The sequence below is a fragment of the Vibrio gangliei genome (assembly GCF_026001925.1).
Taxonomy (GTDB): domain Bacteria; phylum Pseudomonadota; class Gammaproteobacteria; order Enterobacterales; family Vibrionaceae; genus Vibrio; species Vibrio gangliei.
Window position 1 is genome coordinate 410,630 of the sequence record NZ_AP021870.1, and the last position, 24,741, is coordinate 435,370.

At 44.0% G+C, this 24,741-nt stretch carries 20 protein-coding genes and 4 pseudogenes; 17 read left to right on the forward strand and 7 right to left on the reverse strand.

Annotated elements, in window-relative coordinates:
* The first annotated feature begins 3 nt into the window (after nt 1-3).
* The 7 genes from Vgang_RS13845 (at nt 4) to Vgang_RS13875 (ending at nt 5,817) form a co-directional block, all read left to right on the forward strand.
* A complete protein-coding gene (locus Vgang_RS13845; RefSeq protein WP_105901437.1) occupies nt 4-1,470 on the forward strand; it encodes a phage tail sheath C-terminal domain-containing protein in 1,467 nt (488 codons plus the stop codon).
* Nucleotides 1,470-1,985, forward strand: coding sequence for a phage major tail tube protein (locus tag Vgang_RS13850; RefSeq protein WP_105901438.1), 516 nt, complete (start codon nt 1,470-1,472; stop codon nt 1,983-1,985). Before Vgang_RS13845 ends, Vgang_RS13850 begins: the two co-directional genes overlap by 1 nt.
* 68 nt (nt 1,986-2,053) lie before the next feature.
* Nucleotides 2,054-2,344 (forward strand): phage tail assembly protein, encoded by a 291-nt coding sequence (locus Vgang_RS13855; RefSeq protein WP_105901439.1) that lies wholly within the window; start codon nt 2,054-2,056, stop codon nt 2,342-2,344.
* 105 nt (nt 2,345-2,449) lie between these two features.
* A complete protein-coding gene (locus tag Vgang_RS13860) occupies nt 2,450-4,240 on the forward strand; it encodes a phage tail protein (protein ID WP_105901440.1) in 1,791 nt (596 codons plus the stop codon).
* A complete protein-coding gene (locus Vgang_RS13865; protein ID WP_105901441.1) occupies nt 4,240-4,644 on the forward strand; it encodes a phage tail protein in 405 nt (134 codons plus the stop codon). The genes Vgang_RS13860 and Vgang_RS13865 overlap by 1 nt, the downstream gene beginning before the upstream one ends.
* Nucleotides 4,619-4,825: a tail protein X gene (locus Vgang_RS13870; protein WP_105901442.1), complete on the forward strand. Its 207-nt coding sequence runs from the start codon at nt 4,619-4,621 to the stop codon at nt 4,823-4,825. The genes Vgang_RS13865 and Vgang_RS13870 overlap by 26 nt, the downstream gene beginning before the upstream one ends.
* Complete coding sequence (locus Vgang_RS13875) at nt 4,816-5,817, forward strand: contractile injection system protein, VgrG/Pvc8 family (protein ID WP_105901443.1); 1,002 nt, start codon at nt 4,816-4,818, stop codon at nt 5,815-5,817. Before Vgang_RS13870 ends, Vgang_RS13875 begins: the two co-directional genes overlap by 10 nt.
* 54 nt (nt 5,818-5,871) lie before the next feature.
* On the opposite strand, the gene Vgang_RS13880 is transcribed toward Vgang_RS13875, so the two are convergent.
* Together Vgang_RS13880 and Vgang_RS13885 are read right to left on the reverse strand one after the other, a co-directional pair.
* Entirely contained in the window at nt 5,872-6,162 is a 291-nt protein-coding gene (locus Vgang_RS13880; protein WP_105901444.1) for a hypothetical protein, read from the reverse strand.
* Nucleotides 6,163-6,251: 89 nt separating this feature from the next.
* A complete protein-coding gene (locus tag Vgang_RS13885) occupies nt 6,252-6,863 on the reverse strand; it encodes a Rha family transcriptional regulator (RefSeq protein ID WP_105901445.1) in 612 nt (203 codons plus the stop codon).
* 416 nt (nt 6,864-7,279) lie between these two features.
* On the opposite strand from Vgang_RS13885, the pseudogene Vgang_RS13890 reads away from it, so the two are divergent.
* Nucleotides 7,280-7,441 (forward strand): annotated as a pseudogene (locus Vgang_RS13890) (L-threonine 3-dehydrogenase); the annotation flags it as partial.
* A 147-nt stretch (nt 7,442-7,588) separates the two neighbouring features.
* Here Vgang_RS13890 and Vgang_RS13895 read toward each other — a convergent pair.
* On the reverse strand, nt 7,589-8,440 hold the full coding sequence (locus tag Vgang_RS13895; RefSeq protein WP_105901446.1) for an IS5 family transposase: 852 nt from the start codon (nt 8,438-8,440) through the stop codon (nt 7,589-7,591).
* Between the two features lie 96 nt (nt 8,441-8,536).
* Here Vgang_RS13895 and Vgang_RS13900 point away from each other — a divergent pair, with 96 nt between their 5' ends.
* The 8 genes and pseudogenes from Vgang_RS13900 (at nt 8,537) to Vgang_RS13925 (ending at nt 17,453) form a co-directional block, all read left to right on the forward strand.
* On the forward strand, nt 8,537-8,674 hold the full coding sequence (locus tag Vgang_RS13900; protein WP_157946000.1) for a hypothetical protein: 138 nt from the start codon (nt 8,537-8,539) through the stop codon (nt 8,672-8,674).
* A gap of 745 nt (nt 8,675-9,419) precedes the next feature.
* Nucleotides 9,420-10,790, forward strand: a complete 1,371-nt coding sequence (gene sbcD / locus Vgang_RS13905; protein ID WP_105901447.1) for an exonuclease subunit SbcD — start codon at nt 9,420-9,422, stop codon at nt 10,788-10,790.
* Nucleotides 10,787-11,693, forward strand: a pseudogene (locus Vgang_RS17120) (AAA family ATPase); the annotation flags it as partial. The gene sbcD and the pseudogene Vgang_RS17120, both read left to right, overlap by 4 nt.
* A gap of 2,240 nt (nt 11,694-13,933) precedes the next feature.
* Nucleotides 13,934-14,132, forward strand: a pseudogene (locus Vgang_RS17150) (hypothetical protein); the annotation flags it as partial.
* Between the two features lie 80 nt (nt 14,133-14,212).
* Nucleotides 14,213-14,575, forward strand: a pseudogene (locus Vgang_RS17155) (SbcC/MukB-like Walker B domain-containing protein); the annotation flags it as partial.
* A gap of 58 nt (nt 14,576-14,633) precedes the next feature.
* Nucleotides 14,634-15,248, forward strand: coding sequence for a fumarylacetoacetate hydrolase family protein (locus Vgang_RS13915; RefSeq protein ID WP_105901449.1), 615 nt, complete (start codon nt 14,634-14,636; stop codon nt 15,246-15,248).
* A gap of 250 nt (nt 15,249-15,498) precedes the next feature.
* Entirely contained in the window at nt 15,499-15,687 is a 189-nt protein-coding gene (locus Vgang_RS13920; protein ID WP_105901450.1) for a hypothetical protein, read from the forward strand.
* A 470-nt stretch (nt 15,688-16,157) separates the two neighbouring features.
* Nucleotides 16,158-17,453 carry an NRAMP family divalent metal transporter gene (locus Vgang_RS13925; protein ID WP_105901451.1) on the forward strand — a complete coding sequence of 432 codons (1,296 nt, stop codon included), beginning with the start codon at nt 16,158-16,160 and terminating at the stop codon, nt 17,451-17,453.
* A gap of 100 nt (nt 17,454-17,553) precedes the next feature.
* Here the strand turns inward: Vgang_RS13925 and Vgang_RS13930 are convergent, their stop codons facing one another.
* The 4 genes from Vgang_RS13930 to Vgang_RS13945 form a co-directional block, all read right to left on the reverse strand.
* Nucleotides 17,554-18,228, reverse strand: coding sequence for an SDR family oxidoreductase (locus Vgang_RS13930; RefSeq protein ID WP_105901452.1), 675 nt, complete (start codon nt 18,226-18,228; stop codon nt 17,554-17,556).
* A gap of 234 nt (nt 18,229-18,462) precedes the next feature.
* On the reverse strand, nt 18,463-21,276 hold the full coding sequence (locus Vgang_RS13935; RefSeq protein ID WP_105901453.1) for an Hsp70 family protein: 2,814 nt from the start codon (nt 21,274-21,276) through the stop codon (nt 18,463-18,465).
* A 105-nt stretch (nt 21,277-21,381) separates the two neighbouring features.
* Nucleotides 21,382-23,193 (reverse strand): Hsp70 family protein, encoded by a 1,812-nt coding sequence (locus tag Vgang_RS13940; RefSeq protein ID WP_105901454.1) that lies wholly within the window; start codon nt 23,191-23,193, stop codon nt 21,382-21,384.
* Nucleotides 23,193-23,819 (reverse strand): DUF2760 domain-containing protein, encoded by a 627-nt coding sequence (locus Vgang_RS13945; protein ID WP_105901455.1) that lies wholly within the window; start codon nt 23,817-23,819, stop codon nt 23,193-23,195. Before Vgang_RS13945 ends, Vgang_RS13940 begins: the two co-directional genes overlap by 1 nt.
* 309 nt (nt 23,820-24,128) lie before the next feature.
* Between Vgang_RS13945 and Vgang_RS13950 the strand changes: the two genes are divergently transcribed.
* Nucleotides 24,129-24,659: a 3'-5' exonuclease gene (locus Vgang_RS13950; protein ID WP_105901456.1), complete on the forward strand. Its 531-nt coding sequence runs from the start codon at nt 24,129-24,131 to the stop codon at nt 24,657-24,659.
* The last annotated feature ends 82 nt before the right edge of the window (nt 24,660-24,741 follow it).

The following is a 24,741-nucleotide window of genomic DNA, read 5'->3' on the forward strand; positions in this document are numbered from 1 at the left end:
GCTATGACGCAATTTCTCCATGGTGTGGAAGTCATCGAGATTGATGACGGTTCACGCCCGATTCAAACCGTAAAATCAGCCGTTATTGGTCTGGTTGGTACGGCACCAGGAGCCGCCGCTGCAGTTGCAGCTACGCTCACCCTTGGCAGTTCAATCCTAAATGATGGCTTAGTGTTTACTGCTAAGACAGCAGGCACGGAAGGCAACGCCATCAGTATTGAAGTGGTTGACCCAGCAGCAGCTGATACTGCACTTGTCGTTGAAGTGGACGGCAGTAAAGTTAAGGTAACGCTGGCCACCGATGCCAGCAAGGTGATCACATCGACTGCAGTCGAGATTAAAGCCGCCATTGATGCCGATGCAGACGCTACTGCTTTGGTAGGTGTAGCGGTGCTTGGTGATGGCAGTGGTGATGTGGCTTCAGCCCCTCGCACTTATCTCACTGGCGGTGAGAATGAGCCTTTCCCACTGTATAAGCCGGTTGCAGTGGCAGGCAGTCGCAAACGTGCTGAAGGCTTGGGTGTTGGCGGTACGCTACCTGCTGCGATTGATGACATCTTTGACCAAACAGGTGCATTGGTCATCGTGGTTCGCGCCGAAGAAGGTGCGGATGATGCCACTACCCAGGCAAATATCATCAAGGCTATGCAGGGTTGGCTTGATAGCCAAACCGAAACCGGATACACCCCGCGCATCTTGGTTGCTCCAGAATTTAGCCAGTTGGATGCCGTATCGAGTGAGGGCGAGGCGAAAGCCAAACGCCTCCGCGCTATCTTCTACTCAGATTGTGAACGCACTGCCAGCTATACCGACGCTATCAAGCGTGCTCGCCAGTTTGGTGAGCGTGTGGAAGTGACTTGGCCATGGGTGCGAGTGTTCGATACTGAGCAGGCCAAAGAAATTGATCGTCCTTACTCAGCTCGTGCTGCAGGTTTGCGTGCGCGTATCGATGCAGAGAAAGGTTTTTGGTGGTCGAAATCGAATCAGCAGGTTTATGGCATCGTTGGTACTTCTCAGCCAGTAGATTGGTCACTGGGTGACCCGAATACCACGGCTAACATGCTGAACGAAAACAAGGTGAGTACCATCATTCGTGAGGGGGGGTTCCGCCACTGGGGTAACCGTACCTGCAGCGTGGATCCTAAGTGGACGTTTGAGCAGACCCGCCGAACTGCTGACATCATCAATGACAGTGTACAGCGCTCTCATATGTGGGCCGTAGACCGCAACATCACCAAGACCTACGTCGATGACGTAATTGCTGGGGTGAATTCCTACCTACGTGAATTAAAGGCGTTAGGAGCGATTCTAGGTGGTGAATGTTGGGCTGACAAAGAGCTGAATACACCAGAAACCATTCAAAAAGGTCTGGTGTACTTTGATTTCGACTTCTGTCCACCGTATCCGGCTGAGCACATCGTGTTCCGCTCTCGTTTGAACAATGATTATCTTGAAGAGGTATTTGGCTAATGGCAGGTGACAATTTACTTAGCCGCTGGGCTATTTGGGTGGATGGTATCGGCAAAGCCGGTAATGCCAAAGAGTACACTCCGCCAGTTATTGAGGTGCTGACCTCTGACTTCCAAGCGGGTGACATGGATATGCCTATCCCAGTGGATGAAGGCATGGCTGGTATGGAAGCGAGTTTTGCACTTTTTGGTGTGGATGTGACTGTATTGCCGTTGTTTGGTTTGCGTCAAGGCACCCGCACAGCGGTATCGGTTCGTTCTACGTACACCGACCTAACAGGTGGCAGCTATGACCTGGTTGAAGAACTGGGTGGCATGATCACCAAGATTGAGCGTGACACTCAGGATACTGGAAGCCAGCGTGATAAAGCCATGAAAGTAACCATGAAGCTGGACTATTACAAGGTTGTCCGTGCTGGCGTGGTTCTTATTGAAGTGGATCCGGTTAACCACGTTCGTAAATTGGGTGGCATTGATGTCCTTGAGGGCATCCGAGCTATTCTGCAGCTTTCTTAATTCTCTGCGACCGTGGTCGCATTCGTATTTATGGCCGCTAATGCGGCCTTTTTTATTGGATTGAAGTTATGACATACCCAGTAGCAAAAACAGAAGTGAAACTTGCCTACCCAGTAGAGTTAGGTGGTCAGAAAATTGAAGTTCTTAACCTCCGCCGTCCTAAAGTTCGTGATCAGCTGATCGCGGATAAACAGAACAAAAATGATGCCGACAAAGAAGTGCATCTAATGTCGCTTTTAGCGGAAGTTGATCCTTCCGTTATTCAAGAGCTGGATATGGAAGACTACACGGAGGTGCAAAAAGTCATCGTGGGTTTTCGCAAGAAGAACTCAAAGAACGAGACATCCAACGAGGGTTAATCGTGTTGGCCAGCCACACAGGCTGGTCACTCTCTGAGTTGTTGGATTTGCCTATGAGCACTTTCACAGAGTTCATTGAACTGCTGCCGAAGAAGGAAAAGTCTGATGGTAAGTCAAAATCTTAAAACGGTGGTCACCTTAGGTGGCACCGTTGATGGCAGCTTTGGAAAAATCGGCTCTGCATTCAATGAGTCAATGGGAAAGGCAACCAAGAATGTCAAAGAGCTCGAGCGTGAGCAAAGTAAGCTCACCAAAGAGATCAAAAAATCTAAGTTAGCAGGGGCTGATGTTAGCTTATTAACCCGGCGTTATAAGCAGCTTGGTGATGAGCTGGATGAAGCCCGCGAAAAGGCAGTGGCTTTTGAAGAAACATCTGGCTTAGGTAAGAGTTTAGGTGGAATTGCAAAGGCAGGTGCTGCTGCAGTTGGCGGTATTTGGGCGACTACCACCGCCATCACTGGCTTAATGACAGTAACTAATGAAAACACCGCCACCATGGTTGGCATGGCCAAAGCTTATGATATGAGCATTGAGCGTTTCAATGCCTGGAGCGGCGTGGCTCAGCAGGCTGGGCTTGATGGTGAACACATTGGTGACATGATTGAAGAACTCAGCAATAAATTTGGTGAGTTCAAATCCTTGGGTGAGCAATCATCCGTTGCTGATGTATTTGGTGCTCTTGGTATCAATGAGTCAATGATGGAGGGCATGGCTGCTGCCGATCAGTTTGAGTTCATCATGAAACGCCTTGAGGGCGTAACAGATAAGCAGCAAGCCGCTTCATTGGCTGACATGCTTTTTGGTGGTGAAGGCAACAAAGTTACCACTTATATCCGCAATACGGGCAAAAGCCTGAACGAACTGCTGGACGAGCAACGCCAATTCAACATGCTGACCGAGGAAGGTGCGAATGGTGCGGTAGCTTATGGTCAGTCATTCAAAAACCTGAAAACGACCATCAGTTCAGCTTGGCAAGAGATTGCAGGCATTGTTGGCGGTGAGATGGCTGGGGATATTCAGAACCTTGGTCAATCGGTTAGTAAGTACGTTCGAGAGAACAAAGAAGAGGTGGTCAGTACTTTAAAAGGCCTGGTCTATGGAGCTAAGGATTTTACTGTTGCAGTTTGGGAAATTGGCTCCAGCGTTAATAACATAGTGCAAATATTTGGCGGTTGGAAAACAGTAGGAGTAGCTGTTGCTTCACTTTTGGCTGGTAAGCTTGTTATAAGCTTATTTAGCATGGGGCAAGCCTTGTTTTCTGCTGTTAAAGCAATTGGAGCCATGAAAGTAGGCATGGCCGGTCTAAATGCTGTTATGGTCGCCAACCCAATTGGAGCAGTAGTAGCTGCTGTTGGTGCTCTTATTTTCGCAGGTATTCAGCTCTATCAAAACTGGGATGCGGTTACGGCTTGGTTTAGCGAAAAGCTGACTTGGTTTAAAACCGAATTTCCAGCAACGTTCAATGTCATCAAGACACTGTTTGATTGGTCTCCTTTGGGGCTGATTATTAACAATTGGGAGCCGCTTACCGGGTTCTTTTCTGATCTTTGGGGTGGCATTACAGGCATCTTCGATGCTGGTCTAGCCAAGATTTCAGGCATTTGGGATACCGTTAGCGGCTGGATGGATTCTTTGAAGTTCTGGGATAGCGATTCCCCGGCACCGCAAGTTAAATCTTATCACCAGATTCAGCAGGAAGCCTCGCAAGGTCGAACTGTTGCCGCAATTAATGGTTCATACCCTGCCAGCAAAGGTAATACGGTTCACCAAAGCGTTGGTGAAATCAAAGTTTATGCTGCACCAGGTCAATCCCCTGCAGAAGTCGCTCAGGCTGTTCATTCTCAGCTTGGCGGTTATCAAGATAGTGCGCTCTATGATCTACCGGAGGCGGGCTAATGGCTCAAGTTATGCTGTCCCTTGGCGGTTTCAAATTTAATATTGATTCCGCCGCTTACAATGAACTGGTCAGAACGTGGCAGTGGCGCTGGAATTCACAGTCACGGATTGGTCAGTCCGATCTTCTTCAGTACACAGGCAAAGCGCCCGTAAAGATTTCTCTTAACGGGCAAATTGCGACCACGTTTCGAGATGTCGGCACCCATCAAATTGAAAAGCTGGCGGATATGGGGAATGAATACAAGCCCCAATTGCTCGTTAGCGGTCTTGGTGATGTGATGGGGTATTGGGTTATGACTGATTTGAGTGAAACCAATACCAAATTCATCAAAGGTGGCCTGCCAAGACGTCAGTCTTTTACCTTGGAGGTATCATTTTATGGCGACGACCTACAGAACCCGTGAGGGGGATATGATTGATGCTATTTGTTGGCGTCATTACGGTCGGGAAAGTGCAGTGACTGAGGTGCTAAAAGCTAATCCTGGTCTTGCTGACCGTGGTGCCGTTCTTCCAAGCGGTATTCAAATTACGCTGCCTGACCTACCTACACCAGTCGCTAAGGAGTCATCTAGTTTATGGGATTAGATTACCGTCCAGATTTTTCCCTTTCAGCGGATGGCAAAGACATCACGGCTGTTATTCAGCAAAATCTGATCAGCTTAACCTTAACAGATAATGCTGGCAGTGAATCTGATCGCCTAGCCATTACCGTTAGTTTGCCTGATTCAGTGGCAACGCCGAAGAAAGGTGTCGTTCTTCGCCTTGGTTTGGGGTTTAATGGTGAATTGATTGATAAAGGGCAGTACGTTGTTGATGAGGTAACTTCCAGTGGCCCACCAAGACGAGTGCAGATTGTGGCTAACGCCGCTCCAATGGATAACCGCAAGCAATCAGGAAGCCTGCAGACTCAAAAAACCCGAAGTTTTGATGATGTCACTTTGGGTGATTTAGTTAAAACCGTGGCGTCTGAACATGGTCTGGTACCGAGAGTTAACAGTGAGTTGGATAGCATTCAGATTACTCACGTTGATCAGGTTGGCGAAAGTGACATGAACCTGTTAACGCGGCTGGCTAAGCGTTACGGCGCTGTTAGCAAGCCTGCTAATGGTTACTGGCTCTTTTTAAAAGAGGGTGAGGGCAAATCAGCGTCGGGTAAGAAGCTGACAAATATCACTATTCAACCGCACCAAGTTACAACGTGGCAGTGCCGTTTTAGTAGTCGCAATGATGTGCGCCGTGTAGTTGCGACTTATCATGATCTCGAATCTGGTGACATTAAAGAGGTGTCTACAGGTACCGGAGAGCCAGAGTTCAGAATTGTCTTTAAGTACCCGAACTACGAAGAGGCCGAGGCTGCAGTGGTCGCCAGAGCGAAAAGCGTAAAGTCGGGCAGTGATACGCTGGATATTACGATGCCAGCTCGCTCGTCATTAATGACGCTGGTTGCTGAAGGTCATGTGAATCTTGATGGGTTCGGTGATGTAGAAGATGGCAAGTGGCGCACAAAATCAGTGGAGTGGTCATTAAATGACTCTGGAATGTCGATTCGATTGAGTGGGGATCATGGTGCTAGGTGATGCAATTAATAAATAGCACGTTAAATTCAGTGCTATTTATTAAAGCAATGTATGTTACTCAGAGATGATAGGTACGTTTCTCATAACCGTATTATCCACAATTTCTTGGATAATTTCGTTACTGATATATTCACCAGTGCTAGTTATTTTGCTAACTTTCACCTCATTGACACATCGGATTATTGCGCGGAAAGCACTTTCGGCATCTTGAAAATTATTGTCATCAATCATACCTAGCATGTCGCTAACAATAGAATAATTACCATTAACTGAGCTTGATGGCTCAATAATAGTCACAATTGTGCCTTTATCTGAGTGAAACCTTATTTGTTGAATTATTGTCATAAATTTTACCTTTAATTATTTTTTGTGGCTTGCTTTCTATTAAAGCAGCCTTTTTTATTTATATTTTTAGCTTGTAATAGTTTATTTTTTTACTTACTAGCCAGTCGTAAGATCCGATCATTTACCGCTTTAGCCAATTCAATTAACTGAGGCATCTGGTTAAGTGCCACACACGGCTCCTTAAAGTAGTTAATGAATTGCTTGGTGTTCAGGAACTGTTCTTCGTTGGAAAGGATCTTAGTACTTATTATATTGCCATGCTCAACAGTTAATAGAATGCGTTGGTAGTGAAAGTCTGGCAATTGCAGGGCGTTTTCAGGAAGTGGGGTAAACATTGGTTGCTGTGGTTTTTTAAGTTGATCCGCCATTTCATTAAATGCGTTAATGTAGCGCTCTTTGATTTCATCGGCGCGCTTTCCTGTAAAACCCATCACTAAAAATACAAATCCATCTTTAGTCATTTGATAGAATGGCTGCAGCCTTCCGTTTTGTAACTCATTGTTTTTATGGCAAACCTTAAAATTAAGGTCTACGAAATTTTTCGTACACCCAAGAGATCTTATTTTTTGTAATACATTGTCATGGCGCTTACCAAAATATTTTGCAACCAGAAATGAATCTGTAACAAGATCGTTTGTTTGTGACATAAAAACAAGATCGGTAGGTCTGGCGGATGAGATAGGGCTAATTAATGTAGTCATAGTGACACTCCTGTAATTTATAGAAGTTCACCATCAAGGGACTAATCTTGGGTGGTGAACTGAACAAGGTTAGTCCTACCGTCTACAGGAAACGGCCAGCCGAAGCTGCCTCATCCAGCCCACCATAATTTTTTAGGTGTGCGGATTTTACGCATAAAAAAACCAACACGAGGTTGGCGACTATGCGCCTGTAAACGAAACGGGGGACTAATCCCGACACTGGATTTTGCCAGTGCATTTTTAGGTTAGCCCCGAACTAGGCGCGTTGTCAATATTTAGGTTGTATATACTATGAAGTGGTTAGGTTGATCTTTAAGGATTTTGCGTGGTTTTTACAAAAGCCCCATATTAGCCCCATGATAAGAGCTTGTTTTGATAACTTATTGAAAATAAAAGCCTATATTAAGCTCATACCTGACATGTTCGAAACTTGGTACAAGATGGCATCACTGATTCAATCTGGCCTAGATCTAACACCAATCATCACGCATCATTTCAGCGTTGATGATTTCCAAAAAGGCTTCGACACTATGCGTGGCGGGCTTTCTGGGAAAGTTATCTTAGATTGGACGAAGTAATTAGTCATTGAAGAAACGCACTTTCGGGTGCGTTTTTTTATTTTGCTAACACTGTTTATAAATCAGTAAAGTGGAAGATTTGAGCCTATTAAGGGCTTTGTTGCTTAATTCGGTGAAAAGACATGGTAGCCCCATGTTGATCAGTTCTTAAACAACATACCGAGTTTCAGGCATATCAAGCCTTGTAAGCTTGTTCAGCGCTTTGATCATAGCGTAAGTCTCGACAACCTGAGCATTGTAATTTCTTAGGCTTAATTTCCCACCTAGCAACTGTTTTACTCGGTACATTGCGGTCTCTGACAGAGAGCGCTTATGATAGCCATACCGCTTTTTCCACTTCTTGTTGGAGCCGTAGAGCTTCTGGCAACCTACCGCTAAGTTACGAGGATGCCCTTGTTCCCAGAAGGCTGCTCCTTCTCTTGGCGGGATGAGCGGAACTGCTCGCTTGAACCGTATGGCATTATGGCAATTCCTTGTGTCATAAGCGCCATCGCCTGATATCTCAATGATTTTGCGACGTGTCTGCTTAAGCAAGTTGGGAAGTACTTCTGCATCGGTTACGTTAGATAAGCTCAGCTCTGCTGCGACTATTTCGTGGGTGTTGGTATCTACTGCGATATGTAGCTTACGCCAAACTCTACGCTTCCCGTCAGTACCATGCTTCTTGACCTTCCATTCACCTTCGCCATAAACCTTGAGGCCAGTGGCATCAATGGCTAGGTGTTGTATCGCACCTCTGGTTTTGGTTTTAAATGAAACCTCAACTTCCTTAGCTCGACGGCTTATACAGGTGTAGTGTGGGCAAACAAGCGGGAGGTTAGCCAGCTTAAATACTGAGTCTAAAAAACCTTGCAGCGCTCTCAATGGCATAGAGAAAACGCGTTTCACCATCAGAGCGGTAGTAATGGCTAAGTCGCTTAATCGGCGAGGTCTACCACGGTTGATTAAGGCTTTGTTGTATTGCTTCCAGTTAGTTGTTTTATAAAGAGGTTTAGGCATGAGGCTACGACGATTGATGGGTGTAGCCGATCAGATCGGAGCTTTTTGATTTAGTTCCATCGATTTAAGCAACAAAGCCCCGTCAACATCGCTTTGATGTCTGCCATTGATACTGCAGTCATTTATCTCGTCGTTAAAGGTATTAAAAATCGACTTTGGAATCCCGCAGGCCCACAAGAGTTAGAAAACCCAGTCTTTAAACGATATGTCGATGATTCTGTTGAAGTACTCTAATTCTTAGACTATTTTCCAACAGATCTTAGTACCTTGATGTTAACATTGCCCACTTCAATCGAAGTGGGCATAATGCTCTTCATTATGTGAACCCTTTCATTAAATTGTCTTAATTGCTTGGTAATCTATCAGCTTGGATGCTTTGAGCCTATCCGACAATTTATCGAGTTTATATTTATTAGCTTACATTAAAATAGAGACCAATCTCACAGTTATGGTGACAGCCGGAAACTGACACGTTACAATCGTTGTCATTGAGAGGTTGTACGACAAGTTGTGGGACAGATCGTGTCATTTATTCGAAATGTTCTAAATGTCACAAAACCTAAATGTAAATGATTGAAACTTCTCACAGTGAAAACAGTGCATTCAGCATAATGTCTTGTAATACCTAGTTTCAGCCTAGTATTTCTTTTTCTTCGAATGTACACGACCTGTTTGCGATGAATTCGGTTGCTTGCAATTGTCTATCATTAAAACAGGTGGTGTATGTAGGTAATACAGCATTATTAGCTGTATACCAGCACAAGTTTAGCTTTTGGTTTGGCCGCCGATCAGCTAAACAGACTGTGCATTTTCTGGTTACGCATAGCTGGCCGTTACTTTTGTGATGGTTTTTGTAACAAGCTCAGGTTAAATTTCCTGAGCTTTTTTATGCGCGTAGAAAATCCATTTAGTTGCTTTCATATTCAAGTGGTTATGGCACAATCTACCGCCTAACTTCATCAAATTAGCCTCTATCACTATGAAATTACTCCATACCTCCGACTGGCATTTAGGGCAGAATTTTTTTACTAAAAGTCGCAAAGACGAACATCAAGCTTTTATTGCTTGGTTATTGAGCATAGTCGAAGAAAAGTCCATTGATGCCGTTGTGATAGCCGGTGATGTGTTTGATACCGGTGCACCTCCGAGTTATGCCCGCGAAATGTATAACCAATTTATCGTACAAATGAATCAACTTGGCGTGACTTTAGTGGTGCTAGGGGGAAACCATGATTCAGTTTCAATGCTAAATGAATCGAAACAGCTGCTTGCCTGCTTAAACACACATGTGATTGCCAATACAACCGATGAGTTAGATCAACAAGTGATGATACTGAATGATCGACAAGGGCAGCCAGGAGCGATTTTATGCGCGGTGCCTTTTATTCGTCCGCGTGATGTCGTACAAAGTGTCGCAGGTGAAAGCAGCAGTCACAAAAACACAGCCTTAGGTGAGGCGATTAAGCAACATTATCAATCCCTGTATGACAAGGCGTTGGAGACCCAGTTATGTCTGCAAAAAAAGCATAACAAAACTCTGCCTATCATCGCGACAGGCCATCTTACTGCGCTTGGTGTAACCAGCTCTGAATCGGTGCGTGATATTTATATTGGTAGTTTAGAAGCCTTTGATGCAAAAGCATTTCCACCGGTTGATTACATGGCTTTAGGGCACATTCACCGTCCTCAAATTGTCGCGAAATCAGAGTCGATTCGTTATAGCGGTTCACCGATCCCACTGAGTTTTGATGAAATTAAAGGCATGCCAACAATCAATGATTTGGCTTCAGAACCTGCGCTATCAAATAAACAAGTTGTGCTAGTGGAATTTGCGGAGCAGGAAAAGCGCATTGAGCCCATTGCAGTCCCACTTTTCCAGCCGATGGCAACATTAAAAGGTTCTTTGGAATCACTTGAGCAACAATTGCAACAATTCGAGGGCGTATCTCAAACCGTTTGGCTGTGTATTCACGTTGAGCATGACGATTATTTATCGGACTTGCAGCCAAGAATTCAAGCAATGACCGAAGGGTATAATGTTGAAGTATTGCAGCTGCGTCGTAGCCGTACCCAACAAGCCAAATCACTCGCTCAAATCAGTAAAGAAACTCTCGCTGAGTTGACTCCCTTTGATGTGTTTGAAAAGCGTTTAAGTTTAGAAGATTTCGATGGTGAGCAAGCAGAATTGCGTAGACAGCGTATCACCGAGCAGTTTAAGCAAGTTCTGGTCAACATTGAAAGCTCGAATTCCGACACTGAGACGACTAAAGGCCAGACTCAACAAAGCCAATCTCCACAAAACCAATCTCCACAAAACCAATCTCAGCCAAATAAGGGGGCTCAACAATGAAAATACTGAGTGTGCGTTTTCAAAATTTGAATTCCTTAAAAGGTGAATGGAAGTTGGATTTCAGTCAGTCACCGTTTGCTGAAAATGGTTTATTTGCCATAACGGGTCCAACCGGCGCAGGGAAAACCACGCTGCTGGATGCCATCTGTTTAGCCTTATATCATCAAACGCCAAGACTTGGTCTGATTTCTACCTCATCAAATGAAATCATGACCCGCGGCACCGCTGAATGTTTGGCAGAAGTCGAGTTTGAAGTAAAAGGCAAAGCTTACCGTGCGTTTTGGAGTATGCGCCGTTCGCGCGGAAAAGTAGAGGGCAATTTGCAATCGGCGGTAGTGGAATTGGCCGAAGTTGAGTCCGGTAAGGTGCTAGCAAGCCAAGTCAAAAAGAAAGACACCTTACTGAAAGAGATTACCGGGCTGGATTTTTCTCGCTTCACTAAATCTATGATGCTTTCTCAAGGGCAGTTTGCGGCGTTCTTGAATGCAAAAGAATCGGAACGTGCCGAGTTATTGGAAGAGCTGACCGGTACCGAAATTTACGGCTTAATTTCTGAGAATGTGCATGAGCAGTATAGTGCGGTAAAGCAGCAACTTGCAGAGTTAGAATCACAAGCAAAAGGCGTTGAATTATTAACTCAAGAGCAAATTCAAGCGTTTGATGATGAACTGCAACAGCTGAAAGCAGCAATCACTGACAACAAATCGAAATTGCAAGGTTGGGATCAGCACAGCCAGTGGTGGCAACAATATCAAGCTGCAGAAAAAGCGCTGGTGGATTCGAAACAGGCTTTTGATGTTGCGATGGATAAACAGCAACAAGCGCAGCCGCAATTAGAACGCTTAGCCGCTAGCGAACCGGCAGAAAAATTGAGATTCGTGTTTCAGCAATGGAAAGACGCAGGCGCTCAAGTGGAGAAAGTTGAGCAATTGCTAAAGCAAAAACGTGATCACTTTACCGGTCTTGAAACGCAAAAAGAGGCGAAAAAACAGGCTTTTGAGCAGGCGAACCTTGTTTACCAACAGCAGAAGAAATCACATCAAGACTTGCTCGATTTAATCGATGAAAAAGTCCTGCCATTAGATAATCAAATTGAGCAAACTACGGCAAAAGTTGCTGAATTGAGTGAGCGTTATCAGAAAGAAAATCAACGAGTTAATCAAAAAAAGCAAGAAAATACGGACGTTGTACGGCGTTTGAAATCGGAACAAGCTCAACAAATTGAGTGTGAGGCTTATTTGAAAGCGCATGCCAATGATGAAGTGTTGTCTGAGCATCTTAATAGCTGGCACTTACAAGTTCAGCAATTAGCACAAAAAGGGCAAAATCTGGCTCAGATGCAGCGCTCTTTACTGCAAGAACAAACCGAGAAAGCCGAGCTAGAAAAAAATATTCAAGCTGAAACCGAGAGAGTGAAGCTGCTTGATAATGACGTTGTAGGCAAACAAAGTGTCTATGAGTCGGCAGAAAAAAATCATCAAGAATTAACGCGTAATACCGCCAGTGATGATGAAAACTTACAGGTGCGTATTGAACAAAAAAGCGCGCAGCTGAATGTCGTGTATCAATTAAGACTAAAGCACACGGCTTGGCTTAAATTGTCTTCTAAAATGCTTGAAGATGCCGAATCATTAAAGGCGCAAACCGCGTTACATCAACAGCTCGATCAGCAATGTGCTTCTTTGCGTCAAACATACAAAGCGATCGATGCGCAAATTCAAAGTTACAGTAAGCTGATTGATCACGATACGCAGTTTGCTGATTTCCGAGCTCAACTTATCGATGGGCAACCGTGTCCTCTTTGTGGTTCGTTAGAGCACCCAATTTTACAACACGGCATGCTCGCTGATCGTTCACAGATCGTGTTAGATAAGGAGAAAGCACAAGCGGAAAAGCAGCAAATTGAAGCAAAAGGCATGCAGGCAAGAACACAACTGGATTCTGCCGCACGTTATATTGAAGACCTCACCAAAAAGCAAAAGCAAGATGCGGATGAGCTGGCTCAGTTGAATCAACAATGGCTCGACATAATAAAAGGCTCAACACTGACTGAGTTTGCCATTGATGATGCGGCGCAATTGCGACAATTAGAAGTCAGTTTACCCGTTGAAATTGAACGACTTAAGCATCAATTGCAACAGGTTACGCAATTAGAAAAGCAGCGTTATGCCGCTAAAGAAGCTTGGCAGTTGAGTATTAATGAGCGTGATAAAGCGAAAGCGGCATTAAGTGGCCTTCAACATAAACTGGACACGTTAAGTCAGCAGGATTTACAACAAGCTCAGCGAGTTCGAGATGAACAGCAAGCGGCAATCTCACTCTATCAATCGCTGACACAGCAATGGCAGTCATTAGGTTATGCACTCCCTGATTATGATGTGCATTATCAAGCGCATGACGTTGCAACTTTGACCGACTGGCTTGCAGAGAAGAAACAAGCGTTGCTTTTATGGCAACAGCAACATCAAGCGCACAGTGAGCTCAAACATAAATTAGAGCAAAGCCAACAGACGTTAACTCGAATTGAAAAAGAACTGGAAGAACTGTCTACAGGTTTAAATCAAACGCAAAAGTCGCTTGCCAGTGAAACCGAATTATTGTCGCGCTTAAAACAGCAAAGGCAGGCTTTGTTTGGTGTAAGACAAGTTGCTGATGAAAAGGCGAGTAGCCAACAAAAATTAGCGGAAAAAGAAAAGCAACAACTGACTGCGCAGCAAGATTTTCATCAGCTACAAGCCGCGCTAGAGAAATCTTCTGGCGAGCTTGAAAGTTTAGAGACTCAACTTACGCAACAAAAGCAACAGCAGCAAGGTTATCATCAAGAGTGGCTTGACGCTTTACAGGCAAGCCCTTTTGAGCAGCAACAAGACTTTGAGCGTGCGTTATTAGATGCTGAGACTAGACAAGCGCTAGTGACTCTCAAGCAAAGCATTAATGACCAATTACAACGTACCCAAGCGTTAATGGACAATGCGCAAAGCCAGTGGCAGCAGATAAAAGCGCATCCTAACGCGCACCAATGGCAACAAGTTGAATTGACTGAAGTACAAGCGCAGCAGCAACAATTGAGTCAAACACTGGATGCTCAAACCTATCGCACTGGGCAAGTTGAGCATGAATTGCAACTTAACCAAAGCCGTAAACAAAACCAACAAGCGCTATTTGATCAAATTGAACAAGCACGCGGTCATTATGATGATTGGCAATATCTGCATTCTCTGATCGGTTCGAAAAGTGGGGATAAATTTAGAAAATTCGCTCAAGGCTTGACGTTAGATAACCTAGTTTATCTCGCCAATAAGCAACTAGAGCGTCTGCATGGCCGCTATTTGCTGCAAAGATCAGGTTTGGAACAAGCGTTGGATGTTTCACAAAAGGCGGTTGGCAATGGCGATTCAGAAGTGCAATCTGCGTTATCTGCCGATGGACTCGCTTTGTCTGTGGTTGATACATGGCAAGGTGATAGTGTTCGTGATACAAAAACTTTATCGGGCGGTGAAAGTTTTTTGGTCAGTCTAGCCCTAGCGCTGGCGTTATCTGACTTAGTCAGTCACAAAACCAGTATTGATTCGTTATTTTTAGATGAAGGTTTTGGTACTTTGGATGCGGATACGTTAGATATTGCTTTGAATGCGTTAGATAACCTTAATGCTTCAGGAAAAATGATCGGCGTGATTAGTCATATTGAAGCAATGAAAGAACGCATCCCTGTACAAATTAAAGTGAACAAACGCAATGGCTTAGGCATGAGTGAGCTTGATGCATCGTTTCGTATTTCAAATTAATCATTAATATGCCCCAAGTAGGAAAGGTATAGCGGTGTAAGTCAAAGAGGGAAGCAAGATGACAACAATATTGGTGGATAACAAAAAAGTAAAACCATCGAAAGTCGTATGCGTAGGGCGTAATTATGCCGAGCATGTGAAAGAACTGAATAATGCGATGCCAGACCAAATGATGGTGTTTAATAAACCCAATACCTCAATCACTAACCAGTTGACGTCATACCATCAAGAACCACTGCATTATGAAGGTGAAATCTGTTTTACCATCAAAAATGGTGAAATTGATGCAGTAGGCTTTGGCTTAGATTTAACCAAACGTGAATTACAATCTGCACTTAAAGCTAAGCAACTGCCTTGGGAGCGTGCGAAAGCGTTTGATGGCTCAGCGGTGTTGAGTAAATTTGTCTCTCTTTCTAATGGTAATTGGCAAGGGCTTTCGCTGGAGTTGCTGATTAATGGCGTACGTGTGCAAGCCGGTGGGGTGATGAATATGATGTACTCTCCGGAAGATATCCTTAATGAAGTGAAATCTTATACCACCCTCAACAATGGCGATGTGATCATGACAGGCACACCTAGTGGGGTAGGTGTGGTTCATGAGGGCGATATTTTTACCGCACGGATTAAGCAGTATGATGACGTGTTAATTGAGACTCAGTGGATTGCACAATAAATTTCATCTCAGTGTTAAATAAGTTAAATGTTATTAAATTGTTATCGCCGACTTGTTGATGAAATAAATCATTGAGTTAAAAGCCAAGTGGTTGTTTTTATTGAATTATATTTTTGGTTGGTTTTAAATCAGTTTGAAACCTTGTTAATTAGAAAAACTAATCCGAAGTTGTGTGTTTTTTCATTTCTATCATTTCAATCTCAGCGCTATTATGCGCGCAAATTGAACGTTAAATAGAGTGAATACCGCGATGACACAAGCAATTTTAGAATCAGTTGCAAATCCATCAATGGAGCAAAAAACCTACTCGGTTAACGTCAAAGGATTGATGATGCATATCGTAGATGTTTTGTTTGGTGCAACCAAAAAGCCTGCAACGGCAGCTTATGATGCGTCAACACTATCATCTCACTTGCAAAAAGACTTGGGTTTGTACTAATTACCCGGTTGAAATGAATCTGGTCGCTTCTTGACTAAATTCATGGAACATTTTTTCGATAAAAGCTGACTGATTTAGTCAGCTTTTTTTATGTCTTTTTTAGCCCTTCTCACAAGGCACTCCTACTGTTGAGTGTTCTATCATGAATGATATTACTAATATTCATGTCAAAGTCAGTATTAAGTTCTGCTCGGTTATTTTCAATGCTTGTACCTAGGTGGCAAAGGTAGCAGAATGTTCTAAAACAGATAATTAACAATCTGTAACATCCTCACTCACAATGCTGGTCTTTATCTTGTAAGCCATGTCATTAAACGAGTAGCGGATTTTAATATAAAGCCAATTTGCGAATGTCTTACCCCAACGGCTGTAGGTTATTCGCTAGGAAGGCAAACAATAACAAGTTGAAGAAAATCGATCGATCAGTGGTTTGATTAATGTTTCTTCTGACAACTTGATAAGGACAGAATATGGAAAATACCGCCACAATATCCAACCCCCAAACCGTTGAAATCAATCAAAAAGCCTCTTTACTAAAAGCGCTTGGCCCTGGCGTTATGATGGCCTCTGCGGCAGTTGGCGGCTCACACTTAGTATCATCAACTCAAGCGGGAGCAATTTATGGTTGGCAACTTGCGTTGTTGATCCTGCTTGTTAACTTATTCAAATACCCATTTTTCCGAGCAGGGGTGCAATATACCGTTGGTACGGGCCAAAGTTTGGTGCAAGGCTATCACCAAATGGGCATTGGCTACCTTTGGTTGTTTAACGTGTTGAACTTTGTCTCTGCTTTCGTCAACATCGCTGCACTATTAATGTTTAGTGCTAGTTTGATGGGCTACTTCCTACCGATTTCGCTTTCTATCCCCGTGATTTCTGGTGGGATCTTAGTCGTGTGTCTCTTTATTTTGATGGCCGGTCACTTTAAAGCATTAAGTACTCTGTCAAAAGTGATCATGGCCGTGCTCGTGATCACCACGCTACTGGCGGTGATGATTGCGGCAAGTAAAGGTGCGGTTGCTCCTGCTGAATATCAAAGCCCATCCGCTTGGACGATGGCCGCGTTTGGTTTCATTGTAATCATGATGGGTTGGATGCCAGCGCCGATTGAAATTTCGTGCTTCAATTCATTGTGGCTAAAGTCACAAAGCAAAGAGCAAAAAGTCACAGCTCGCAGCGCATTGTTTGATTTTAATGTCGGTTACATTGGCACCGCGATTCTTGCTATCGTCTTTTTAGCATTAGGCGCGTTAGTGTTAAACGGCAGTGGTGAAGAGCTAAAAACGTCTGGTATTGGTTTTTCGCATCAATTAGTGAGCATGTACACCGCCTCAATTGGTGAGTGGTCTCGCTATCTGATTGCGGTTATTGCCTTCTTCTGTATCTTTGGTAGCACCATTACTTGTATTGATGGTTATTCACGTGTTTTAACTGAAAGCACATTGCTGTTACGCAGTAAAACAGAAGATTCACATCCACAAGTTGCTAAATCGACTTTAAACGTCTGGATGGTAATTGTCAGTTTGTTGGCTTTTGCGGTAATTCTATTCTTCACTTCATCATTAATGTCGATGATGCACTTCGCAATGATCTTAGCCTTTATGACAACGCCGATTTTCGCGATTTTGAACTACCGCTTGGTAACAAAAACGAGCTTGCCGGATGACTTGAAGTTTGCTGGTAAATTAAAAGCGCTATCATGGGTTGGCTTCATCTATCTATTTGGTTTCTTAGCAGCCTTTATTTGGTGGAGTTGGTTTATGTAATCAGCCATTGAGCAGATACGCTAAAGCCCAAGCAATCACGTCATTGCTTGGGCTTTATTTTTTAGATAAGACCTACGTAAAATTAATCAGCTTAATTTGATTACTCTAATTCAACGGGTGGGCGGAAGGTCATTTCATGCATCACCACATCTGCTGGCAACTCTAGGATATGGGCGATGGTTTTAGCGACACTTTGAGCCGACATATATTGTGGACGTTCAGCTTCTCGGAAGTTGGTGTCCGTACCACCCGGGTATAGGGTGCTGACTTTGATGCCATACGGCTGGGCTTCTTTCATTAAGATTGAGCTAAAACCAGCAAAACCTTGTTTCATTGCGGTGTAGACACTCATGGATTCATTTGAACGTTTAGCCACAGTACTGGCGATATTGATAATGTAGCCAGACTGTTGCGCTTTCATGAGCTTTAATGCTTCGCGAGAGAGCAGGGCGGGTGCACGTAAATTAACAGCATATTGCAAATCGAATTCTTCTAGCGTGAATTCATCAATGCCACATTTACGCGTGTTTAAACCGGCATTATTGATCAAGACATCGATACCATTAAGCAAATTAAGTGCTTGAGCAAATAATTCAACCGCTTCGGTCGGATCGCTTAAATCCGCTGTAATAGTTCGGCACTCCACTTCGGCGGCGAGCTCATCTAATTTTTCTTGATTGCGACCGGTTGCTACCACTTGATGACCTTGTTGTGCTAAATATTTAGCCGTTTGATAGCCAATACCACTTGTTGCTCCCGTAACTAAAATCTTCATGGCGCATCCTTTATTGTTTATAAACTAAAAGCTTCTTCATCGATACGGTAACGTATTTATACCAATCGTACTAATTATCTGATCGAACTTGCTTGTTAAAAAGCTCGATAACTTCGTTAGACTTTTCGTATAAAAAAGAGTTGATTGTAGAATAACTACTTATCGAAAATTTCCGCCTTGTTCTCAAGCCTTTTTCCTACGCAATTTCTGACCATCTAATTAGTGTGATTGGTATTAACCAATCATTTGTAAACCAGCAGGAATCGAATCACCAAAGATTTTTTTCGATTCATCTTCAGTTAATTGTTTCACTTCACTGACTAGTTCTATCCAGCTAAGCGTTGCACGGGATGCTTGCAGTTTCTCAATCACTTTCACGCGAATATCTTCAGAAATATCTAAACTCCGATCACCGGTTTTACGTGCCATCATTACCGCAGCAAAGGCAATCATCGGTTCTTGTTTCCAATCAAGTTCAAGCATTTTAAGTAGCCATTGATTCACTTGCGCGGCAGGCACAATATTGTGTTGGCTACCGTACATTTGGCTGCGAGATGCTAAGCGGCCCAACGCCCACCAATGCGCTTGTGTATGTTCTGAGGATTTTTGTGCGCGGTTTAAATACCAAGTTGAAAGTAAGATCTTATCTTCACTGTCTAGATGCTCCAAAGAGGCCGATAAACGCACCATGGCTTCATATCCATGTTCATTGGCTTCTTTACCTGTTCCTTTGCTGCGATGTGCGCCAGGGTGAAGGTATTTGGCAATATCCGCCAGAATGGCTTCTTGCTGTTCTTGATTTAAACCGCCCGCAATGCGACGCCAAAATACCCACCAATCAGACCACGTTTGGTGAGATGGAAATTGAATGCCTTGCTGATAAAGCGCCCAAGTTTGTTCAATTCGCCACTCGTCAGTTGGATCACCATAGCCTGGGCGTAGTGCAAACCCTGCTAAACGTAACCATTGTTTTTCATGGGCATCTGAACGACGACGGCGTTTCTTTCCTAATGAGAAAGCATCAAACAGTTGGCGTAAGGTTGGGAAGTCCCATTGTTCACGTTTGCCCAATTGTTTTTCCAGATCTTTGCTCAATGTTTTGATTAATTTCGTGTTGTCGGCTTTTTTATTGGCCGAGTAGGCAGCCGAAATCAATGCTTTGGCTTGCTCTAAACGAGGGTGAGTTTGTGCTTGTTCAAACTCTTCATGTTTGCGGGTATCAAACTCAAGCAGCCAACGCTTGCTGTTATCTTCGGTACTGACACATTCAATTTTTAAGGTGCCGACTTCGGTTAATTGACAAGCCAGCATGACTTCGACGCGATCTTTTTGGTTCGTTTGTAAACTTTCACGCGCTTGTCTGCCTTCTAATGTGGCGATATAAGGCGGCAAAGGTTTGAATGCTGCGCGTTCCAAGTTGCTTTGAACATTCACTAGTAGGCTATTTTTTGGAGCTGTCAGAGAGCCTGAAGAGTCAATGAACTGCTCTTGAGTTGAGGTGAGCAAATCAATTTGAATTGGTTCACCTAAGGTCAGTAAAAATTGTCGTCCGTTTAGGCGAATTTCTTGTCCTGCTTCTGTGCCTTTGGCTAGTACGCACAAGGCTTTCGATTGCGTAGTGTTTTTTTGTTTGAGATGCAAGAAGTAAGAACGGGCTGAACCGCCACCGATTTTCAGTTGTGCGCCATGACGCGCTTTCGCATAGGCGACTGCGCCGTAAGCCACCGACAAATCAGGATTCGGGTTATCGAGCAATGTCACGGGTGAACCATGCCACTGGCTAAGCAATTCCAGCATGCGGTTTTCAACTAATTCGCTATTAAATACACCGCCATTTAATAATAAGCCGGTTGGGGTTTTGCCATCGGGTGAGTGGTTGGCAATGAATTCTGCTAAATGGCGACTAATGGCCGCATCAGCAGCGTAAGGTAGACCAAATTCGACGACAGCCGTTCTTCGCTGAAGAGGGATTTCTGTTGGTTTTGTTAATGGAAAAAAGCCATCTAATACGATTTGATGAATTTCTTGCTTGGTAATAGGCGCGCTTTTGGTGCCACCAATCAAACGTGAACCGCTACCTAAAATGGAAATTTTGGCTTGCTCGGGAGCATCAGGGCGCAGCAGATCTTCTTTGACTTTACGAGTCTGTTGAATGAGCTTCATTAAAGAGGCTGCATTGAGCTTTTTATTTTGGCTTAAACGTTGTTCAGCAAGATGGGCAAGGGCGAGATCGATGTTGTCACCACCGAGCATTAAGTGATCTCCTACACCGATACGGTTGAGTGACAACTGAACATCATTATGTTGGGCAGCAATTAAACTTAAATCGGTCGTACCACCGCCAACATCACACACAAGAATTGATGGAATGTCTTTTAACTGCTCTGAGGCGCTGTCTAAATGGCGACTGTACCAGTCATAACAGACCGCTTGAGGTTCTTCGAGTAAGTGAATCTGTGTTAAACCTGCCAGTTGCGCGGCTTTTAAAGTGAGATTACGCGCGGTTTCATCAAACGAGGCAGGGATGGTGACCACCACTTCTTGTTCGGCTAATTTATGACCTGGATTGTGATGATCCCAGCTCTGACGCATGTGGTTTAGGTAACTGGCACTGGCCAGTAATGGTGAGACTTTTTCGACATTATCGGAGCCAGACCAAGGCAGGATTTCAGATTCACGATCGACCGCATCATGCGATAGCCAGCTTTTAGCACTAGAAACTTGTCGACCTTCAATTTGCGCTCCTAATTCTCGAGCCCATTCACCAATAATGACTTGATCGATTTCTCCTGCTACTGGCTGAGGATTCCACGGTAGTGTCATGTCATTGGTTTGAAATTGCCCTTGAGTTGGGTGAAAACGGAAAGAGGGCAATAAGGGCTTGCGCACGACTTCACCGGGGCCGACGAGTTGGTCAATATCGAAGATGCTCACTGGACTATGGGTTAAATCATCTTGAATTTCACAATACGCCATTACGCTGTTGGTGGTACCTAAATCGATACCAACGAGATAACGGGCTTTGGATTTGATTGGTAAAGAAGTCATAAGATTTCCTAATTACGAAAAAGGCACTGAATGTGATGGGATTATTCAATGCCTTTAAGATTACTTTCGCGTTATTTATCGCTGCGCTTCATTTTGTGCTTCGCACTATTGGCGGACACTAAATTCAACTTGCCATTTTTGACCATTGTCTTTTGCTATAGCTTCAAGCTCTAACGTACCGATTTCTGTAATGGTTGCGGAAAGATTAACCACCACAACTTCACCGATACTACGGCCTTGTCCGGCATCCAGTGTCACTTGGATTTCGGGCAGTTCTTCCAGCTCTTCTGGTGCCCAGTAATCAAGATGGGTGCCCACTTCGTCATCACGACGCGTGGTTGATCCATAAAACTGGAATTGCACCGGTTGACCAATTACCAGACCAAACTCTTGGCTAGACAGTTCAACATGACTGCCTTCTTCCATACCAAATGGGGCAACACAAATCGCTTCCATTGGTGGTGCCATACCTGGAATAGCGGGCATCGCGCTTTCAATACCGACGTAATAACTGCTTGCGATACCGCCACGGATGCGAACGCCGCTATTACCGGTTTCCATATTGTGACGAACATACCCGTAGTAGCTAGCACCACGCGCGACGGCTAAATCTAGGTCAACGCCTGTTAACGCTTGAGTTGGGTTCTGAGTAAGCCATGAGTTGATAATGCCTAGTAGACGGTCTGAAATCAGCTCTGACTTTAATACACCACCATTGAATAATACTTTCGTTGGCTTAATAAAGTCGTCGTTATGTTCATGATTTGAATGCTTTTGACGAGATAAAAATGCAGCAATGTGACGTGTGATTCCCGCATCTTGTGCGTAAGGCAAGCCTAGCTGTGTTAACGCGCTGCGTGCAGTTTGCACTGGGTGCTCATTAATAGACACTTGAGGGAAGAAGCCTTCTAATAGAGTTTGCTCGACATCTTGCTGAGTCAACTCAGTTTTTAAGGTGCTGCCGAGTAGTTTTGAGCCGCGACTTGGTACTACGATTGGTACTGATGTCAGCGAACGATCATTCAATAACGCTTCTTTGGCATCACGGCATAAGTGTGCCATGGCTTGAACTTGCCAAGGTTGTAATTGCTTGCCTTGTTGAGCTAAGTTCATTTTTAAACGATAGGCGAGGGCAAGATCCATGTTGTCACCTCCCAACAGGATGTGTTCACCAACCGCAATTCGTTCTAGCGATAAGTTGCCTTCTTGCTCAGTAACCGAAACCAAAGACAAGTCGGTCGTACCGCCACCAATGTCGACAACCAGTACAAGGTCGCCAAGTTCAACTTGATCACGCCATGCTGAACTATTGCTGTCAATCCAGCTATACAGTGCTGCTTGAGGCTCTTCTAACAAAGTCACATGTTGAAAACCTGCGTTTCGTGCTGCTTCTGCGGTTAATTCTTTTGCCGCAGGATCAAATGAAGCAGGAATGGTAATGGTCACTTGCTGTTCACGCAGTGGTGCGTCTTGATGTTGATGATCCCAAGCGGCCATCAAATGTTCTAAATACAACTGAGTCGCTTTGAGTGGTGAGACTTTTTGTACTTCTTCATCACTGCCTTGCGGTAAGAAAGCGCTGCGACGGTCAACACCACCGTGGCATAACCAGCTTTTTGCACTCGCGACTAAGCGCATTGGAGTCTTATTCCCCATATTGCGAGCAATGCTGCCCACTAAAGTGTTGTTAGTCGACGTTGCCCAAGGTAGCGCATTATTGCCAGACGCAATTTCGCTTTCATGCGCTTGATAAAGGAACGAAGGCAGTTGGTTCAGAGACTGAACTTGGCCTTGTGCAATGAGTTGAGAAATAGGGAATACATTGACTTGTGGATCGTCTGCGCCAATAGGGCAGTAAGAGAGAACACAATGGGTAGTACCTAAGTCGATACCAACGAAATATTGACTGTTAGACATTAAAGCTCAACCTCTGCTGGTGCGAGTACATTGGCATCGTAGTTTTCAGATAACTTAGGAAGCGTAATTGACTCAGCTTTCCAACCTTTATGAATAAGCGTGCCAGTAAATGGCGCTTGACCAGAAACATTACCAGTTAAACGAATTTCTTGAGCGTTAAAGTCTTCTTCGATGGTAATGCGAGATTCTTCGTCTTCGGAACGGATTTGGCTGAGTTTGAAATGATCAGCTAAGACTTTTTGACCACCAATGTGAATAACACGAGCGGCTGCACCGACTTCCTCATCACTAAAGCCAGTTAAATCTTCAGATAGGAAATCAATTAAACGGGCTTCCTGTTGGAAAATAGAAAGCAGTTGCAGCGCAGAATCGGTTGGTGCGGTTTTCAGTTTTGATTCAACTTCAACGATTTTCTCAACCACTTTTTCGACTTCGACTACTTTCTCTACTTCAACAATTTTTTCGACTGGTTTTTCGATTTCGACAATCTTTTCCACTGGTTTCTCGACGACTTTCTCAATCGTTTTAGTTCTTAGGCTCAGCAATAAGAAAATGACAGTGGTGGCAGCTAAAATGACGTGTAATAGATCAAAGGTGGTTGGGAAAACCGATAGGTCAAAGTTCATGGTTTAATCTCTTGGTTAAAATTCTTTTATAAAGCTTAATCCTAAACGAGGATATTAGGGCGCAATATGAGAAAACAAGGCTCGGTTGCTTAGCTTGAATGTCAGATATTTTAACATAAGCCTAGAAAATTCCATTAAACAATCGTAATTTCAATGGATTGTTGCTTGAAAATTGCTCATATCCGCGTTGATATTGTAGTGGTCGGTTATTTAAGGTCGAGAAACGTAGCAATCTTGGTTAGAATTGCTCGCTAAATTCTTATGCTTCATGAGAATAAGCCAATAAGAGCGTATAGGTAAAAGCAAAACATGAATTATAACAGGGTAGTCTGCTTCGATTTAGAGATGTGTTGCTGGAATGTCGATGGTGTAGGCACGACAGGCGAGATTATTGAAGTAGGATTAGCTGAAATCGATTTGACCAGTGGTGAGATTGTTAAACGCGCGCAATACTACGTGAAACCTGAGCATGATGAGATCTCGGCTTTTTGTTTTGAGCTCACCGGTATTACGCCGAAGAAAGTGCAAAAACAAGGGCGTCCGTTGCAGCAGGTGATCAAATCGATGATCAAAAACTTTGGTGGCCCGAATAAAATCTACGCCTCTTGGGGACGAGATGATGAAATCTTACGTAAAGAGTGCCAAGACAAAGGGCTCGATTTTCCCTTTAGCGAGTTTTTGAATTTGGCGACCTTGTATCGTATTAAATATCGTTTAAAAGACAAGCGTATTGGTCATAAAGCGGCGCAAGAGCAGTTGAATATTGAGTGGGAAGGACGCCAACATTCAGGTTATGTGGATGCTTATAATTTGGCGAAATTAGCACTCGCGATTTTGTAATTTATTTCTGTCGTTATTTCATACAAAAATGCCCGTAAGTATAGCGCTTACGGGCATTTTGCATTTTACAGCATCATGATGT